Genomic DNA, 17,396 nt, shown 5'->3' on the forward strand with positions numbered 1-17,396 from the left:
TTTGAAAAAGGCTTGTTAAGCCTTAACCCTTTTTGCTTGTTTGGCATCAGATGAAACCAACAATTCTTTGAACAATGTGGCGATTTCAAGCGAAGCAATTTCACCAGCTTGGCCTTCCAATTCGCCAACGCCAAGGCCGAAATTCTTAACGTCACGGTAGATTTGGCGGTTAGTCAAACGTGATTCAAGAAGGCCGTGCGTCTTCTGGTAGCCATAATCAATCCAAAGATTTTTCACATATTCAGTGCGATCCTTGGCAGTGTTAGGGCGGTCGATAATCACTGAACGAATGTCAGCAGTGATTACTTCGTCGTTTTCAGCCGCATTTACTTTCTCGTCTTGAATGAATTTCTTAACACGCACGTTAGTATCGAATTCATCGTCAGAGTTATTAAAAGGAATAACGATGGAATCGCACACATACAACAAAGGGGACTGTGCATCGCTAAGGTGGCAAGCTGTATCAAACAATACAACGTCAAAATCAGCGCTTGTTTTAATGACTTCTGAGAAATCTACTTCTGGATTGTGATTTGCAAAGTCAATACTTGAAATCGCTTTAAGACGTTCTTCACGCTTGGCAATGCTTTTTTCAGAATTGATTCTGAAATATTCGTTCAATTTGCCTTCTGCCACTTTCTTAGCAAGTTCTTCTTTTGCTTGCTTGATAAAAGCCATTTCTTGCTTTTTGTATTCGTAGCGTTTTTTCCATTGATGCTGCAAAGTCTGCTGAGTATCGCAATCGAAAATGCGAACTTTAAAGCCAAGATTTGCGAGCATGACAGCGAATTGATAAATGATTGTGGATTTAGCAACGCCACCTTTCTGAGAGATAGCAGCCATGATTACGCTTCTGTCTTTGCTTTCCAACATTTCGATAATGTCATTATAGATTGCTTGAAGCTGAGCAAAAATTGAAGATTTTGCTGGATTTACTACGTTCTCAATTACCAAAGACAATGTATTTGCTTGCATTTTATATTCTCCAAGATATATTTAATTTGTTAATACTTATATTTATAACATATTGAATTCGTAAAAGTAGGTATTAACGAAAAATAAATGCCATATTTCTGCTATGTGTCTGCCATACCTATGGCATAACCCTGCCAAACCCTTGCTATATCTATGCTATTTGTATGGCAGGGGTCTGCCATATTTCTGCTATATCTATGGCAGAGGTCTGCCATAATTCTGCCAGAGCTATGGCATAGGTCTGCTATGTCTCTGCCATATGCCTGCTATTTTAATAATTGAAATTGATTCGATCCACTGAAGTATTCAGATTATTTAGAATAAATGGATATCAAAATTAAGAATTCTGATTTTCTGGATATCAAAATTATTAGGCATAAAAAAAGAGCCTTGAAGGCTCTCGGTTTAAGAATCTGGATTCAGTGGATTTTCAAATCGGCAGGGTAGGGCTGTGCTGGTGCCTTGGACTGACTAACGGAATCAGGTTGCTCATGGTCTTCTTCGATTGTGTAACCCAATGCAATCAAAGCTTTTAATTCTTCATCAGTGTCAATCAATTCTTTCAAAATATCGTTCATAATAATTACCTTTTATATTTTCTTGTTTTTGTTGTTTTTTCAGCTTGCCTTTGCTCATAAGCGGCTTCGCTGTCTTTTTTGGCTTGAATTGAAGCTTTCAAAATATCCGGCACTTCTAATGATGGATTGCGTTCAAGCTTTGCTTTCAGGTCTTCTGTCATTAGCTGAATGACTGTTGAACTTGTCTGATCTGCCATCTTAATGGCTTCCCAAATTCTTTGAGGGTTATCTTTGAATCCTGCATTAGCCCATCCTAAATCATATGAAGCATGATTATTTTTAAATGACTCATTCATATCATCTTTAGCTGCTCCATTCAGTTCAAGCCCAAAGTGGTCTGCAATGCGTTGCGCTGAAAGGTTTGCTACTAATTCTTCAAATCCTCTATATTCATTACCTTGTCCATATTTATGCAAAGATTCACGATTCTTTCGGCTGGTATGTCCATATGAATGGCTTATCTCATGAGCGATTGTGTGAAATTCATGGAGACGGCTTTTAAACAAATTTGACGGTGCGGCATTGATTGAATCTTTAGATGGACTGTAATAGTTGTGTTGTCCATCTGGCTCAATATTTCTTGTGAGCGGTGTAGGCATTGTGTCTATCAAAGATTGATAAACAGTTTCAACTTGCTCAGATGTAGAAATCTTGTTTTGAGCGCTAATAATCCTTTCAATCTTGGCTGGCAAAGCACCAGTGAACTGGTCAAGGTTGAATACTGGCACTTGTTTAGAGCCAGCCCGTTTATAAATTTTTGGATTTCCATCTGTGTCTAAAAGCACTTCTTCATGCCCTTGACCATTCTTTTTCGTCAATGGCTTCGAAATAACAAAGTGCTGGGTGATGTAGCTGGCTTCTGTTCCTTTCTGCATAGACATACCAGAATCAAACCCCTGCTTAGCCGTTAGATAATAAGGGGTTTTGAATCCTCGGTCTTCTGCCATCATTGCCAGTTGCGCCGCATTTTCCAGTGTGTATTTAGTGCCACTTACGGGATTCATATATCTGGCTTTAAATACCGGAGATTCCCACGGCTGGCGTTTTCCGTCTGCTGTGAATTTTTCCAGTGAATCAATTAGTTTTTGCCCAAGCATTGCCAAATGCTCGTCAATATTTTCTGGTCTGCTCATAATAATAATATGTAGTTTTATATTATAATAATACCATTTTTATATTTTAGATTGTGAAGCGATTTAAAAAATATCTCGTTGTTGATTAAGCGGTGCCATGGGTCACGGCAGGTCCAGGCGACGTGGACTGCTGAGCAGGTGAGCTGGTGAAGAGGGGAGTGATGGGGAGGTAGGCCGGACAGTGCATGGCCTGGTCAAAATTTAGGCGAAAAAAAACCCAGCCGTTGGGCCGGGTTTCTTCGCTTTGGAAGGTCCAAAATGACTTCCAAAAATTACTTCCAAAAGCATTTCCGTCAAAATCGCTAAGTGCTTGATTTTAAAGGAAAAAGATGGTGCCCCGAGGGAGACTCGAACTCCCACTCCTTTCGAAAACGGATTTTGAATCCGCCGCGTCTACCAATTCCGCCATCAGGGCGTGGCGCGCAGTATAGAGAGGTGCCGTCGGTCGGTCAATCGTCTTTCATGGTCAATTTTCATTCCTTGGGCTAAACTTCCCGGCCCTGCCGAACCGAACATCATCATGCGCGTTGCCGATTTCTCCTTCGAACTCCCCGATTCCCTGATCGCCCGCCATCCATTGGCCGAGCGCCATGGCAGCCGCCTGCTGGTGCTCGATGGGCCAAGCGGTGCACTCGAGCACCGGCAATTCCCCGACCTGCTCGGCTACCTGCGCCCTGGCGACCTGATGGTGTTCAACAACACCCGGGTCATTCCGGCACGGCTGTTCGGCCAGAAGGCGTCCGGGGGCAAGCTTGAAATGCTGGTCGAGCGCGTGCTCGACAGCCATCGCGTGCTGGCTCACGTGCGGGCGAGCAAGGCGCCCAAAGTGGGCGCGGTCATTCTGGTGGACGGCGGTGGTGAAGCTGAAATGGTCGCGCGCCATGACACCTTGTTCGAGCTGCGTTTCACCGAAGAGGTGTTGCCGCTGCTCGACCGGGTTGGTCACATGCCGCTGCCGCCCTACATCGATCGCCCTGACGAAGGCGCCGACCGGGAGCGCTACCAGACGGTCTACGCCGAAAAGGCAGGTGCTGTCGCCGCCCCCACGGCGGGCCTGCATTTCGACGAAGCACTGCTCGAGCAGATCGCCGCCAAGGGGGTAGAGCAGGCTTTCGTCACCCTCCACGTGGGGGCAGGCACATTCCAGCCAGTGCGGGTCGACAAGATCGAAGACCACCACATGCATAAGGAATGGCTCGAAGTGAGCCAGTCTGTGGTCGACGCCATCGAGGCCTGCCGCGCCCGTGGCGGGCGTGTGATCGCCGTGGGCACCACCAGTGTGCGGTCGCTCGAAAGCGCCGCCCGTGATGGCCAGCTCAAGCCCTTCAGCGGTGACACCGATATCTTCATCTACCCCGGTCGCCCGTTCCACGTGGTCGATGCGCTGGTCACCAACTTCCACCTGCCCGAGTCCACGCTGCTGATGCTGGTCTCGGCCTTCGCCGGTTACCCCGAGACCATGGCTGCCTACGCGGCGGCGGTCGAGCAGGGGTACCGCTTCTTCAGTTACGGTGATGCCATGTTCATCACCCGCAATCCGGCGCCTCGCGGCCCCGAGGAGCAAGCATGAGTCGCACCTGCCGAATGTCCTTCGAACTGCTGGCCACCGACGGCAAGGCCCGTCGTGGCCGCATCACCTTCCCCCGTGGCACGGTCGAAACCCCGGCGTTCATGCCGGTGGGCACCTATGGCACGGTCAAGGGCATGCTGCCCCGTGACATCGAGGCCATTGGCGCCGAGATGATCCTGGGCAATACCTTCCACCTGTGGCTGCGCCCAGGCACCGAGGTAATCAAGAAGCACAACGGCCTGCACGATTTCATGCAGTGGAAAGGCCCGATTCTTACCGATTCCGGTGGCTTCCAGGTCTTCAGCCTGGGCGCCATGCGCAAGATCAAGGAAGAAGGCGTGACCTTCGCCTCTCCCGTGGACGGCTCCAAGGTGTTCATGGGCCCGGAGGAATCCATGCAGGTGCAACGCGACCTGGGCTCGGACGTGGTGATGATCTTCGACGAGTGCACCCCGTACCCTGCCGAGCACGACATCGCTCGTACCTCCATGGAGCTGTCGCTGCGCTGGGCCCAGCGCTCGAAGAACGCCCATGCCGACAACACCGCCGCGCTGTTCGGCATCGTTCAGGGCGGCATGTACCAGGACCTGCGCATGCGCTCGCTGGAGGGGCTCGAGAACATCGGCTTCGACGGCCTGGCCATTGGCGGCCTGTCGGTGGGTGAGCCCAAGCACGAGATGATCAAGGTGCTGGACTACTTGCCAGGGCAAATGCCGGCTGACAAACCTCGTTACCTTATGGGGGTAGGCAAACCGGAGGATCTCGTTGAGGGTGTGCGCCGCGGCGTCGACATGTTCGACTGCGTGATGCCTACGCGCAATGCGCGCAACGGCCACCTGTTCGTCGACACGGGGGTGATCAAGATCCGCAACGCGTTCCATCGCCATGATGAATCGCCACTGGATCCGACCTGTGACTGCTACACCTGCAGCAACTTCTCCCGCGCCTATCTGCATCACCTGGACAAGTGCGGCGAAATGCTCAGCAGCATGTTGAATACCATCCATAACTTGCGCCATTACCAGCGCTTGATGGCCGGTTTACGCGAGGCTATTCCACAAGGTAAATTGGCCGCCTTCGTCGACGCCTTCTACGCCAAGCGCGGGCTTGTTGTACCGCCCTTGGACTGACTGTCTGCATCCATTATTAAAATATTTGCATTAGGAGTGCACCCATGAGCTTCTTGATCCCCGCCGCATACGCGGACGCTGCAGCCCCTGCCGCCGGCCCCGCCGGTACTGGTTTCGAGTGGATTTTCCTGGTTGGTTTCCTGGTCATCTTCTACCTGATGATCTGGCGTCCACAGGCCAAGCGCGCCAAAGAGCAGAAGAACCTGCTGGGCAACTTGCAAAAAGGTGACGAAGTTGTCACCAACGGCGGTATCGCCGGCAAGATCGTCAAAGTGGCCGATGATTTCGTGGTGCTGGAAGTGTCCGACACTGTCGAGCTGAAGTTCCAGAAGGGCGCCATTGCCGCGACCCTGCCAAAAGGTACGCTCAAGGCTATCTGAGTTACCGGTTTCATTTTTCCAGTCGGGGCGCGCAACGCGCCCCGCGTCTTGAACGGGCGGCGTGATGCTGAACAAATACCCTCTGTGGAAATACGCACTGATCCTGCTGGTACTGGCGATCGGTTTCATTTATTCCGCTCCCAACCTCTACCCGGATGACCCGGCCGTGCAGATCAGCGGTGCCAGCTCGGCGCTGCAGGTCAACCAGGCCGATCTCGATCGCGTCAGCAAGGCGCTGGTCGAGGCGAACATCGCAGTCAAAGGCGTGAGCCTGGGTGAGAAGGGCAGTGGCCTGATTCGTCTGACCAATCAGGAAGACCAGCTGCCCGCCAAGGATGTGGTGCGCAAGGCGCTGGGCGATGACTATGTCGTGGCGCTGAACCTGGCACAAACCACCCCGCAGTGGTTGCGCAACCTGGGTGCCAGCCCCATGAAGCTGGGCCTGGACCTGTCTGGTGGCGTGCACTTCCTGCTGGAAGTGGACATGGACAAGGCCATGAGCGCCCGCATGAAAGTCTACGAAGGCGAGGTCAAGACCTTGCTGCGCAAGGAGCGAGTCCGCTACCGCAGCCTGCCGCAGCAGGATGGCGGCATCATGCTCGGCTTTGCTGACAACGCTACGCGCGAACAGGCACGCGCCCTGATCCGCAAGAATTTCAACGATTTCGACCTGACCACCACCGAGCGCAACGACCTCGCCGTGCTGCGTCTGGCGCTGTCTCAGGCGAAAGTGGCCGAGATTCGCGAATACTCGATCAAGCAGAACCTCACCACCGTGCGCAACCGTGTCAACGAGCTGGGCGTCGCCGAGCCACTGGTGCAGCGCCAGGGCGCCAACCGCATCGTGGTCGAGCTGCCGGGTGTGCAGGACACTGCCGAAGCCAAGCGTATCCTGGGCAAGACGGCGAACCTGGAGTTCCGTTTCGGTGCCGAGCCGGGCGCGTCCAAAGCCACCACCGAAGTGTTCGAGTTCCGTGAAGGGGGGCGTTCGGCGCCCGTCGAGCGTGGCCTGATCATCACCGGTGACCAGGTGACCGACGCCCAGGCCAGCTTCGATGAGCATGGCCGCCCGCAGGTGAACATTCGTTTGGACGGGCATGGCGGCGAACTGATGAGCCGCGCTACCCGCAGCAACGTCGGTCGCAGCATGGCGGTGATCTTCATCGAGCAGAAGCCTGTCACGCGCTACGTGAAGCAGACGGTCGACGGTGTCGAGAAGGACGTTGCGGTCCAGAGCTTCCAGGAAGAGAAGAAGATCATCAGCCTGGCGACCATCCAGTCGCCGCTGGGTAGCCAGTTCCGTATCACGGGGCTGAACGGCCAGGGCGAATCGTCCGAGCTGGCCCTGCTGCTGCGTGCTGGTGGACTGGCCGCACCGATGTACTTTGCCGAAGAGCGTACCATCGGCCCAAGCCTGGGTGCCGACAACATCACCAAGGGCATCGACGCCTCGCTGTGGGGTATGCTGTTCGTCTCGCTGTTCATCATTGCCATCTACCGCGGCTTCGGTGTCATAGCCACCATCGCCCTGGCGGGTAACATGGTGCTGCTGCTGGCCCTGATGTCGTTGCTTGGCGCCACCCTTACCCTGCCGGGTATTGCCGGTATCGTACTGACCATGGGTATGGCGGTGGACGCCAACGTACTGATCTTCTCGCGTATCCGCGAAGAGCTCAAAGCCGGCATGTCGGTGCAGCGCGCCATCCATGAAGGTTTCAACCGCGCCTATACCGCGATCATCGACGCCAACCTGACCAGCCTGCTGGTCGGCGGTATCCTGTTCGCCATGGGTACCGGCCCGGTCAAGGGCTTTGCGGTCACCATGTCCCTCGGGATTTTCACCTCGATGTTCACCGCCGTCATGGTGACCCGCGCAATGGTCAACCTGACCTGTGGCGGGCGTGACATCAAGAAGCTGTGGGTTTGAGGGAGCTGCGATGAAAACCATCAATTTCATGGGCGTACGCAATGTCGCCTTCGGCGTCACCGTACTGCTCACCGTGCTGGCCCTGTTCAGCTGGTGGCAAAAGGGCCTGAACTTTGGCCTGGACTTCACCGGCGGCACGTTGATCGAGCTGACCTACGAGCGACCGGCCGATCTCAAGGCGGTGCGGGCCGAGCTGGTCGAGTCGGGTTTCCACGAAGCAGTGGTACAGAGCTTCGGTGCCACCACCGACCTGCTCGTGCGCATGCCGGGTGACGACCCGCAGCTGGGCAACAAGGTAGCCGCGGCCCTGCAGAAGGCAGGCGGTGACAACCCTGCCACCGTCAAGCGTGTCGAGTTCGTCGGCCCGCAGGTGGGTGAAGAGCTGCGTGACCAAGGCGGCATGGGCATGCTCCTGGCGCTGGGTGGCATCCTTATCTACCTGGCGTTCCGCTTCCAGTGGAAATTCGCTGTGGGGGCTATCATCTCGCTGATCCACGACGTCATCGTGACCCTGGGCATTCTGTCGTTCTTCCAGATCACCTTCGACCTGACGGTGCTGGCGGCGGTGCTGGCCATTATCGGCTACTCGCTCAACGACACCATTGTCGTGTTCGACCGGGTGCGCGAGAACTTCCGGGTCATGCGCAAGGCGTCTCTGATCGAAAACATCAACGTCTCCACCACCCAGACGTTGCTGCGTACCGTGGCGACTTCGGTGTCCACCTTGCTGGCCATTGCCGCCTTGCTGTTCTTTGGCGGTGACAACCTGTTTGGCTTCTCGCTGGCACTGTTCATCGGCGTCATGGCCGGTACCTACTCGTCGATCTATATCGCTAACGTGGTGCTGATCTGGCTCAACTTGAACAGCGAAGACCTGATTCCGCCGGCCAAGACCGAGGGTGTGGACGACCGTCCATGACCCACTGACGCTCCGCTTGGCGGACGAAAGGGCGCGAGTGTTGAACTCGCGCCCTTTTTTTTGCTCCAAGGCAAGGAGAAAGCGGGCCAAGTCCCGTATGTACGATCAGGAGGTTCACGTGAATAAATCAATGCTGGTGGGTGCGGTGCTAGGTGCTGTCGGTGTCACTGCCGGAGGTGCTGTGGCGACCTACAGCTTGGTGAACAAAGGGCCTGAGTATGCTCAGGTCACCGACGTGCAGCCGATCAAGCAGCAGGTCAAGACCCCGCGCGAAGTGTGCAAGGACGTGACCGTTACTCGCCAAGCGCCAGTCAAGGATCAGCATCAAATCGCCGGCACCGTGGTCGGCGCGCTGGCCGGTGGCCTGTTGGGCAACCAGATCGGCGGCGGCACCGGCAAGAAAATCGCGACCGTGGCCGGTGCGGTGGGGGGTGGTTATGCGGGCAACAAGGTGCAGGAGGGCATGCAGCAGCGTGACACCTATACCACGACCCAGACCCGCTGCAACACGGTCAATGACGTCAGTGAAAAAGTGGTGGGCTACAACGTCAAGTACACCATCGGCGATCAGGTCGGCCAGGTGAAAATGAATCGTGAGCCAGGGCCCACCATTCCGGTGGACAAGAACGGCAAGTTGATTCTCAGCGACGCGGGTCAGTGATCTTGCTGCCGGCGTTGGCCCTGTGCCGGCGCCACTGATGCATGGCTGGCAGGCATAAAAAAAGCACCCCGAAAGGTGCTTTTGTTTTCCTGCGTCAGATGTTCAACGCTTCATGCTTTCTGGCAGGTGCGGTTGGATGGCAGTCAGTACTGCCTTGAAGCACTTGATGTTGCCGGCGACGATGTGACCTTTGTCGAGGAAGTCATGGCCGCCATTGAAGTCGCTCACCAGGCCGCCCGCTTCCTGAATCAGGAGCACGCCTGCGGCCATGTCCCATTCGGAAAGGCCCGACTCCCAGAATGCATCGAAACGGCCTGCGGCAACATAGGCCAGGTCCAGGCTCGCCGAGCCAGCGCGGCGGATGCCGGCGGTCTGGCCGATCAGGCTACGGAACATGCCCAGGTAGTTGTCCAGGTCGGCCATCTGATTGTCCCGGAACGGGAAGCCGGTGCCCAGCAGGGCGCCGTCCAGGCTGGTACGCGAGCTGACGCGCAGGCGGCGACCATTGAGCTGGGCGCCACGGCCACGGCTGGCGGTGAATTCTTCCTGGCGAACCGGGTCGACGATCACGGCGTGTTCGAGGCGGCCACGGTACTTGCAGGCGATGCTGACGGCGAAGTGCGGGATGCCGCGCAGGAAGTTGGTGGTGCCGTCCAGCGGGTCGATGACCCACAGGTAGTCCTTGCCTTCTTCGCCGGAGCCGGCGTGCAGGCCGGTTTCCTCGCCCAGGATGGAGTGGTTCGGGTAGGCCTTGCGCAGAGCATTGACGATGCTCTGTTCGGCGGCACGATCGACTTCGGAAACGTAGTCCTTGGCCTCTTTCTCATCGACCTTGATGCTATCCAGGCGTTCGATGGAGCGGAAGATCAGTTCACTGGCGCTGCGAGCGGCGCGCAGGGCGATATTCAGCATAGGCTGCATGGGCGGGTCACCTGGAGATGTTAAAGAAGAAAGCCGAACATTCTATCAGAAAAATAGGGCGGCAGAAGTGCGCATTCGCGTGCGTGGCGTTACGCCTGTCGGTTCTGTAAGATTCCAGGCCCTGATTTCCGCCACTGTGAGCACGAGACCTTGCTGCAGAATATTCGTGTCGTGCTGGTCAATACCAGCCACCCCGGCAATATCGGCGGCGCTGCGCGCGCCATGAAGAACATGGGCTTGTCGCGTCTGGTGCTGGTGCAGCCCAGGCAGTTTCCTGCCGAAGAGGCCAGTGCTCGCGCCTCCGGCGCGGACGATGTGCTCAATGACGCCGTCGTTGTCGACAGCCTGGAGCAGGCGCTGGTCGGCTGCAACCTGGTGATGGGCACCAGCGCACGCGAGCGCAGCATCCCATGGCCGCTCATCGGCCCTCGTGAGTGCGGCGACAAGGCAGTGCAGCACGCCGCCGGGGGCGAGCAGATCGCCCTGGTGTTCGGGCGCGAGCATGCCGGGCTGACCAACGAAGAGCTACAGCGATGTCACTTCCATGTGCATATTCCGTCCAACCCGGAATTCAGTTCGCTGAACCTGGCCGCCGCCGTTCAGGTGCTTGCCTATGAAGTGCGCCTGGCCAGCCTTGCGACCGACCGCTCGCCGGCCCAGGTCGAGAAGCCCGACGCCGATGCCTTGGCGACCATGGATGAGATGGAGCTGTTCTACGACCACCTGGAGAAAACCCTGGTTGGCATTGGCTTCCTTGACCCCGACAAGCCCAAGCACCTGATGCCGCGTCTTCGCCGGCTATACGGTCGGGTGGCAGTGGAGCGCACGGAAATGAGCATTTTGCGCGGCATTCTTACCGAGACCCAGAAGGTGGTCCGGGGTGAGCCGCATAAACGGAAGGACTGACAGATGCTGGAACGTCTGCGTGAAGATATTCAAAGTGTATTCCACCGTGACCCGGCGGCGCGCAACGCTTTCGAGGTGCTGACCTGCTACCCCGGCATGCATGCCATCTGGCTGCACCGGTTGGGCAATGCCCTGTGGCGGCGGGATTTCAAGTGGCTGGCACGCTTGGTGTCCAACTTCGGTCGCTGGTTGACCGGTATCGAGATTCACCCGGGCGCCACCATCGGTCGGCGGTTCTTCATCGACCACGGCATGGGCATCGTCATTGGCGAAACCGCCGAGATTGGTGACGACGTCACGCTCTACCAAGGCGTAACGCTGGGCGGCACCAGCTGGAATAAAGGCAAGCGCCATCCAACGCTCGAAGATGGCGTGGTGGTCGGGGCAGGGGCGAAGGTGCTGGGGCCATTCACCGTGGGTGCTGGGGCCAAGATCGGTTCCAACGCGGTCGTGACCAAGGCCGTGCCCGCCGGTGCGACGGCTGTCGGCATCCCCGGGCGCATCATCGTCAAGGACGAGCAGGGCGATGTCGAGGCACGGCGCAAGGCCATGGCCGAGAAGATCGGTTTCGATGCCTATGGGGTCAGTGGCGATATGCCTGACCCGGTCGCCCGCGCCATTGGCCAGATGCTCGATCATCTGCAGGCCGTCGATGAGCGCCTGGAGGGTATGTGCGGGGCGCTCACGCGAATGGGCAGCGATTACTGTGCCAAGGAGCTTCCTGCGCTGCCAGAAGATGACTTCACCGAACAGGCGCAGTTGGCCAAGCGCGACATCCAGCCGCATTGATCCCGCCGCGCCAGGCGCGGTGTCTGGCACAGGGGCGTGTGTTATCGCCCCCGTGTCTGCTACAATCGCGGCCGCCTCCCCTCATGCAAACCCGACTAAGGCACTAGGTCTAATAGTTGACTTAAATGCTCGGGAATCGCATACTTGCACACATCCCGTAACTCCCGTGGTACCCAATAGCCATGCGACTGACTACCAAAGGCCGATACGCCGTGACTGCCATGCTCGACCTGGCGTTGCACGCGCAGCATGGGCCGGTGTCTTTGGCCGACATCTCCGAGCGCCAGGGCATATCCCTTTCCTATCTGGAACAGCTGTTCGCCAAGCTGCGCCGCAGCAGCCTGGTTTCCAGTGTTCGCGGCCCCGGTGGCGGCTATCAGCTGTCGCGCGGCATGGAAACCATCCAGGTCGCCCAGGTCATCGACGCGGTCAACGAATCGGTCGATGCCACCCGCTGCCAAGGGCTCGGGGACTGCCATGCCGGTGATACCTGCCTGACCCACCACCTGTGGTGCGACCTCAGTCAGCAGATCCACGAGTTCCTCAGTGGCATCAGTCTGGCCGACCTCGTCATGCGCCGCGAGGTGCAGGAAGTCGCCCAGCGCCAGGACCTGCGTCGCGTCGCCGGTCTGTCTGCCCCGCTGGACAAGATTGAGACGTCCGCCGTCGATTGATCCTTCGGGACGACGAGCGACGCCACCGCCTGATAGGAGAGAAAAATGAAGTTGCCGATCTACCTCGATTACTCCGCGACCACCCCGGTCGATCCACGCGTAGCCCAGAAGATGGCCGAGTGCCTGACGGCCGACGGTAACTTCGGTAACCCGGCTTCGCGTTCCCATGTGTTTGGCTGGAAGGCCGAGGAAGCGGTCGAGAACGGTCGCCGTCAGGTCGCTGAGCTGATCAATGCCGATCCGCGCGAAATCGTCTGGACCAGCGGTGCCACCGAGTCCGACAACCTGGCCCTGAAGGGTGTTGCGCACTTCTATCAGACCAAGGGCAAGCACATCATCACCTCCAAGATCGAGCACAAGGCGGTACTCGATACCGCTCGCCAGCTCGAGCGTGAGGGGTTCGAGGTCACCTACCTGGAGCCGGGCGAAGATGGCATCGTCACCCCGGCCATGGTCGAGGCGGTCCTGCGTGACGACACTATCCTGGTGTCGCTGATGCACGTGAACAACGAAGTCGGCTCGATCAACGACATCGCCGCCATCGGTGAACTGACCCGTTCGCGCGGCGTGCTGTTCCATGTCGATGCCGCTCAGTCTGCCGGCAAGGTCGAAATCGACCTGCAGAAGCTCAAGGTCGACCTGATGTCGTTCTCCGCGCACAAGGTCTACGGCCCCAAGGGGATCGGCGCGCTCTATGTCAGCCGCAAGCCGCGGGTACGCCTTGAGGCAGCCATGCACGGCGGCGGTCATGAGCGCGGCATGCGTTCGGGTACGCTGCCGACTCACCAGATTGTCGGCATGGGCGAGGCATTCGCCATTGCCAAGCAGGACATGGCGGCTGAAAACGCACGCATCAAGGCCTTGAGCGACCGCTTCTTCAAGCAGGTCTCCAGCCTCGAAGAGCTGTACGTCAACGGCAGCCTGACTGCTCGCGTGCCGCACAACCTGAACCTGAGCTTCAACTATGTCGAGGGCGAATCGCTGCTGATGTCGCTCAAGGACATCGCCGTCTCGTCCGGCTCGGCGTGCACCTCCGCCTCGCTCGAGCCGTCCTACGTGCTGCGTGCACTGGGCCGTAACGACGAGCTGGCACACAGCTCCATCCGCTTCTCCTTCGGCCGTTTCACCACCGAAGAAGAAGTTGACTACGCCGCGCAGAAAGTCTGCGAGGCCGTGAACAAGCTGCGTGAACTGTCCCCACTCTGGGACATGTACAAAGACGGCGTCGACATCTCCAAGATCGAGTGGGCCGCCCACTAAGCAGTCGCCGGCAAGAGCGGCTCCCTGATGAGGAAGGAATTGCACCATGGCATACAGTGAAAAGGTCATCGACCACTACGAAAACCCGCGCAACGTCGGCAAGATGAATGCCGAGGACCCGGATGTCGGCACCGGCATGGTCGGCGCACCGGCGTGTGGCGACGTGATGCGCCTGCAGATCAAGGTCAATGAGCAGGGCGTGATCGAAGACGCCAAGTTCAAGACCTACGGCTGCGGTTCGGCCATCGCTTCCAGCTCCCTGGCCACCGAGTGGATGAAGGGCAAGACTCTGGACGAAGCCGAGACCATCAAGAACACGCAGCTGGCTGAAGAACTGGCGTTGCCGCCGGTCAAGATCCACTGCTCGGTACTCGCCGAAGATGCCATCAAGGCTGCTGTTCGCGATTACAAGCAGAAGAAAGGCTTGATCTAACGTCGCCCGTTGCAAGGTAAGGAGTTCTCATGGCTATCAGCATGACAGAAGCCGCCGCCAACCATGTGCGGCGTTCCCTGGAAGGGCGTGGCAAGGGTGAAGGCATTCGCCTTGGCGTACGCACCACCGGTTGCTCGGGCCTGGCCTACGTGCTGGAGTTCGTCGACGAGCTGGCTGGCGAGGACCAGGTGTTCGAGAACCATGGCGTCAAGGTGATCATCGATCCCAAGAGCCTGGTTTATCTTGACGGCACCGAGCTGGACTTCGTCAAGGAAGGGTTGAACGAAGGGTTCAAGTTCAACAACCCCAACGTGCGCGGTGAGTGTGGCTGCGGCGAAAGCTTCAACGTCTGAGGCCGGCCGTGGGTACTCCTTGTCATTTTGCACTGTTTGACTTGCAGCCGAGTTTTCGACTGGACCTGGAGATGCTGGCCACTCGCTACCGCGAGCTGGCCCGCGAAGTCCATCCTGATCGGTTTGCCGACGCCTCCGAGCGCGAGCAACGCTCCGCGCTGGAGAAATCCGCTGCCCTCAACGACGCCTACCAGACGCTGCGCAGTGCGCCACGCCGTGCGCGCTACCTGTTGGCGATCGGTGGCCACGAAGTGCCGCAGGAGGTCACGGTCCATGATCCGGATTTCCTGTTGCAACAGATGCAGTGGCGTGAAGAGCTCGAAGACCTCCAGGACGAAGCCGACCTCGATGGCGTGGCCGTGTTCAAGAAGCGCCTGAAGGCTGCTCAGGACACGCTCAACGAGGATTTCGCCGCCTGCTGGGATGTTGCCGACGCGCGTGAACAGGCCGAACGCCTGATGCGCCGCATGCAATTCCTCGACAAGCTCGCCCAAGAAGTGCGCCAACTGGAAGAGCGCCTCGACGATTAACCCGGTGCTGCCCGTGATGGCACCTAAGGTATTCAGATAAGCATGGCCCTATTGCAGATTGCCGAACCCGGTCAAACGCCCCAGCCCCATGAGCGCCGCCTGGCGGTAGGGATTGATCTGGGCACCACCAATTCTCTGGTTGCTGCATTGCGCAGTGGCGTCAGCGAGCCCCTGCCCGATGCGCAAGGTAATGTGATTCTGCCTTCGGCGGTGCGTTACCTCGAAGCTGGCGGCAGCGACGTCGGGCAAGCAGCGCGTGACGCCGCCTCCAGCGATCCACTGAACACCGTGCTGTCGGTCAAGCGCCTGATGGGTCGCGGCCTGGCCGACGTCAAGCAGTTGGGCGAGCAGTTGCCCTACCGCTTCGTCGGTGGCGAATCGCACATGCCCTTCATCGACACGGTACAGGGCCCCAAGAGCCCGGTGCAGGTGTCGGCAGACATCCTCAAGGTGCTGCGCGAGCGTGCCGAGGCGACGTTGGGAGGTGAACTGGTAGGTGCGGTGATCACCGTTCCAGCCTATTTCGACGACGCCCAGCGCCAAGCCACCAAGGATGCGGCACGCCTGGCTGGCCTGAACGTACTGCGTCTGCTCAACGAGCCCACTGCTGCCGCCGTGGCCTATGGCCTTGACCAGAACGCCGAGGGCGTGGTCGCCATCTACGACCTGGGTGGCGGTACCTTCGATATCTCCATCCTGCGCCTGACGGCGGGGGTGTTCGAGGTGCTGGCCACCGGCGGCGATACCGCCCTGGGTGGCGATGACTTCGACCACGCCATTGCAGGCTGGATCATCGAGCAGGCGGGCCTGTCCTCCGACCTTGATCCGGCTACCCAGCGTGCGCTGCTGCAGACCGCTTGCGCCGCCAAGGAAGCGTTGACCGATGCCGAGGTGGTGAGCGTCACCCATGGCGCCTGGCAGGGTGAGCTCACCCGTGCCGGTTTCGATGCGATGATCGAGCCGCTGGTGGCGCGCAGCCTTAAGGCCTGCCGCCGTGCCGTGCGTGACAGCGGTGTCGAGCTCGAGGACGTGAGCGCCGTGGTCATGGTTGGTGGCTCCACGCGCGTGCCTCGTGTTCGCGATGCCGTCGGTGGCCTGTTCGGTCGTAGCCCGCTGACCTCCATCGACCCCGATCAGGTCGTGGCCATCGGTGCCGCGATCCAGGCCGATACCCTGGCCGGCAATCGTCGCGAAGGCGGCGAGCTGTTGCTACTCGATGTGATTCCACTGTCGCTGGGCCTTGAGACCATGGGCGGGCTCATGGAGAAAGTGATCCCGCGCAACACCACCATCCCGGTGGCGCGCGCTCAGGAATTCACCACCTACAAAGACGGCCAGTCGGCCATGATGATCCATGTGCTGCAGGGCGAGCGCGAACTGATCAGCGATTGCCGGTCACTGGCGCGCTTTGAACTGCGCGGCATCCCGGCCATGGTGGCAGGGGCGGCGAAAATTCGCGTCACCTTCCAGGTCGATGCCGACGGCCTGCTCAGCGTCGCTGCCCGCGAACTGGCATCGGGCGTGGAAGCCAGCATTCAGGTGAAGCCGTCCTACGGCCTGACCGATGGCGAAATCGCGCGCATGCTCAAGGACTCCTTCGAGCATGCCGGTATCGACAAGCAGGCCCGCCAGTTGCGTGAGCACCAGGTGGACGCCGAGCGGCTGCTCGAAGCGGTGCAGGGCGCCCTGGACGCCGATGGTCAGCGCTTGCTCAGCGAAGAAGAGCGCCAGGCCATTGAATTCCAGATGCAAGAACTACGTGATTTGCTGGCGGGCACCGATGGCGCTGCCATCGAGCAACAGACCAAGCGTCTGTCGCAGGTGACCGACGCATTTGCCGCCCGACGCCTTGATTCGACGGTCAAAGCCGCACTGGCCGGGCGCAACCTGAATGAGATCGAGGAGTAACCGATGCCGCTGGTGACATTCCTGCCGCATGAGAAGTTCTGCCCGGACGGGCTGACCGTGGACGTGCCTGCCGGCACCAACATCCTGGAGCTGGCCCACGACCATCATATCGAGATGGAGAGCGCCTGCGGCGGTGTGAAGGCTTGCACTACGTGTCACTGCATCGTGCGCAAGGGCTTCGATTCCCTCGAAGAAGCCGACGAGCTCGAAGAAGACATGCTGGACAAGGCGTGGGGCCTGGAAGCGCAGTCACGCCTGGGTTGCCAGGTGGTGGTAGCCGATCAGGACCTCACCATCGAGATCCCCAAGTATTCGCTCAACCACGCTGCCGAAGCGCCGCACTGAGGTC

The 17,396-nt window shown here is 58.2% G+C and carries 19 protein-coding genes and 1 tRNA gene; 15 read left to right on the forward strand and 5 right to left on the reverse strand.

Annotation, left to right across the window (positions count from 1 at the left end):
• Positions 1-15 precede the first annotated feature (15 nt).
• The 4 genes from ACF8GB_RS19260 to ACF8GB_RS19275 all read right to left on the reverse strand — a co-directional run bounded on the left by ACF8GB_RS19260 (position 16) and on the right by ACF8GB_RS19275 (position 3,101).
• Complete coding sequence (locus ACF8GB_RS19260) at positions 16-975, reverse strand: AAA family ATPase (RefSeq protein ID WP_392527487.1); 960 nt, start codon at positions 973-975, stop codon at positions 16-18.
• A 419-nt stretch (positions 976-1,394) separates the two neighbouring features.
• Entirely contained in the window at positions 1,395-1,553 is a 159-nt protein-coding gene (locus ACF8GB_RS19265; protein ID WP_392527489.1) for a hypothetical protein, read from the reverse strand.
• 5 nt (positions 1,554-1,558) lie between these two features.
• Positions 1,559-2,686 (reverse strand): zincin-like metallopeptidase domain-containing protein, encoded by a 1,128-nt coding sequence (locus ACF8GB_RS19270; RefSeq protein ID WP_392527491.1) that lies wholly within the window; start codon positions 2,684-2,686, stop codon positions 1,559-1,561.
• 330 nt (positions 2,687-3,016) lie between these two features.
• Positions 3,017-3,101, reverse strand: a tRNA-Leu gene (locus ACF8GB_RS19275).
• Between the two features lie 105 nt (positions 3,102-3,206).
• On the opposite strand from ACF8GB_RS19275, the gene queA reads away from it, so the two are divergent.
• The 6 genes from queA (at position 3,207) to ACF8GB_RS19305 (ending at position 9,273) form a co-directional block, all read left to right on the forward strand.
• Positions 3,207-4,256, forward strand: coding sequence for a tRNA preQ1(34) S-adenosylmethionine ribosyltransferase-isomerase QueA (queA, locus tag ACF8GB_RS19280; RefSeq protein ID WP_392527492.1), 1,050 nt, complete (start codon positions 3,207-3,209; stop codon positions 4,254-4,256).
• 14 nt (positions 4,257-4,270) lie between these two features.
• The gene (tgt, locus tag ACF8GB_RS19285; RefSeq protein WP_392527519.1) at positions 4,271-5,386 is read left to right on the forward strand and encodes a tRNA guanosine(34) transglycosylase Tgt; all 1,116 of its coding nucleotides are present in this window, start codon (positions 4,271-4,273) and stop codon (positions 5,384-5,386) included.
• A gap of 44 nt (positions 5,387-5,430) precedes the next feature.
• Positions 5,431-5,766: a preprotein translocase subunit YajC gene (gene yajC, locus ACF8GB_RS19290; RefSeq protein ID WP_023533309.1), complete on the forward strand. Its 336-nt coding sequence runs from the start codon at positions 5,431-5,433 to the stop codon at positions 5,764-5,766.
• Positions 5,767-5,830: 64 nt separating this feature from the next.
• Positions 5,831-7,693, forward strand: coding sequence for a protein translocase subunit SecD (gene secD, locus ACF8GB_RS19295; protein WP_392474864.1), 1,863 nt, complete (start codon positions 5,831-5,833; stop codon positions 7,691-7,693).
• A 10-nt stretch (positions 7,694-7,703) separates the two neighbouring features.
• Entirely contained in the window at positions 7,704-8,612 is a 909-nt protein-coding gene (gene secF / locus ACF8GB_RS19300; protein ID WP_058637451.1) for a protein translocase subunit SecF, read from the forward strand.
• 118 nt (positions 8,613-8,730) lie between these two features.
• On the forward strand, positions 8,731-9,273 hold the full coding sequence (locus ACF8GB_RS19305; RefSeq protein ID WP_058604497.1) for a glycine zipper 2TM domain-containing protein: 543 nt from the start codon (positions 8,731-8,733) through the stop codon (positions 9,271-9,273).
• 102 nt (positions 9,274-9,375) lie between these two features.
• Here the strand turns inward: ACF8GB_RS19305 and suhB are convergent, their stop codons facing one another.
• Positions 9,376-10,194 (reverse strand): inositol-phosphate phosphatase, encoded by an 819-nt coding sequence (gene suhB / locus ACF8GB_RS19310; RefSeq protein WP_058604358.1) that lies wholly within the window; start codon positions 10,192-10,194, stop codon positions 9,376-9,378.
• A gap of 150 nt (positions 10,195-10,344) precedes the next feature.
• On the opposite strand from suhB, the gene trmJ reads away from it, so the two are divergent.
• From trmJ to fdx, 9 genes are all read left to right on the forward strand, one after another.
• Positions 10,345-11,100, forward strand: a complete 756-nt coding sequence (gene trmJ, locus ACF8GB_RS19315) for a tRNA (cytosine(32)/uridine(32)-2'-O)-methyltransferase TrmJ (RefSeq protein WP_145255812.1) — start codon at positions 10,345-10,347, stop codon at positions 11,098-11,100.
• Between the two features lie 3 nt (positions 11,101-11,103).
• Positions 11,104-11,889, forward strand: a complete 786-nt coding sequence (gene cysE / locus ACF8GB_RS19320; RefSeq protein ID WP_023533458.1) for a serine O-acetyltransferase — start codon at positions 11,104-11,106, stop codon at positions 11,887-11,889.
• A 182-nt stretch (positions 11,890-12,071) separates the two neighbouring features.
• Positions 12,072-12,563: a Fe-S cluster assembly transcriptional regulator IscR gene (gene iscR / locus ACF8GB_RS19325; RefSeq protein WP_023533322.1), complete on the forward strand. Its 492-nt coding sequence runs from the start codon at positions 12,072-12,074 to the stop codon at positions 12,561-12,563.
• Positions 12,564-12,608: 45 nt separating this feature from the next.
• Positions 12,609-13,823, forward strand: coding sequence for an IscS subfamily cysteine desulfurase (locus ACF8GB_RS19330; protein WP_058637453.1), 1,215 nt, complete (start codon positions 12,609-12,611; stop codon positions 13,821-13,823).
• Positions 13,824-13,869: 46 nt separating this feature from the next.
• The gene (iscU, locus tag ACF8GB_RS19335; RefSeq protein WP_003248539.1) at positions 13,870-14,256 is read left to right on the forward strand and encodes a Fe-S cluster assembly scaffold IscU; all 387 of its coding nucleotides are present in this window, start codon (positions 13,870-13,872) and stop codon (positions 14,254-14,256) included.
• Positions 14,257-14,285: 29 nt separating this feature from the next.
• Positions 14,286-14,609, forward strand: coding sequence for an iron-sulfur cluster assembly protein IscA (gene iscA, locus ACF8GB_RS19340; RefSeq protein ID WP_023533425.1), 324 nt, complete (start codon positions 14,286-14,288; stop codon positions 14,607-14,609).
• Between the two features lie 8 nt (positions 14,610-14,617).
• Positions 14,618-15,139 (forward strand): co-chaperone HscB, encoded by a 522-nt coding sequence (gene hscB / locus ACF8GB_RS19345; RefSeq protein WP_027913687.1) that lies wholly within the window; start codon positions 14,618-14,620, stop codon positions 15,137-15,139.
• A gap of 42 nt (positions 15,140-15,181) precedes the next feature.
• The gene (gene hscA / locus ACF8GB_RS19350) at positions 15,182-17,047 is read left to right on the forward strand and encodes a Fe-S protein assembly chaperone HscA (protein ID WP_196121699.1); all 1,866 of its coding nucleotides are present in this window, start codon (positions 15,182-15,184) and stop codon (positions 17,045-17,047) included.
• A 3-nt stretch (positions 17,048-17,050) separates the two neighbouring features.
• Positions 17,051-17,392: an ISC system 2Fe-2S type ferredoxin gene (fdx, locus tag ACF8GB_RS19355; protein WP_078479079.1), complete on the forward strand. Its 342-nt coding sequence runs from the start codon at positions 17,051-17,053 to the stop codon at positions 17,390-17,392.
• The last annotated feature ends 4 nt before the right edge of the window (positions 17,393-17,396 follow it).

The organism is Pseudomonas sp. xss_4, from assembly GCF_043104125.1.
Lineage (GTDB): Bacteria > Pseudomonadota > Gammaproteobacteria > Pseudomonadales > Pseudomonadaceae > Aquipseudomonas > Aquipseudomonas parafulva_B.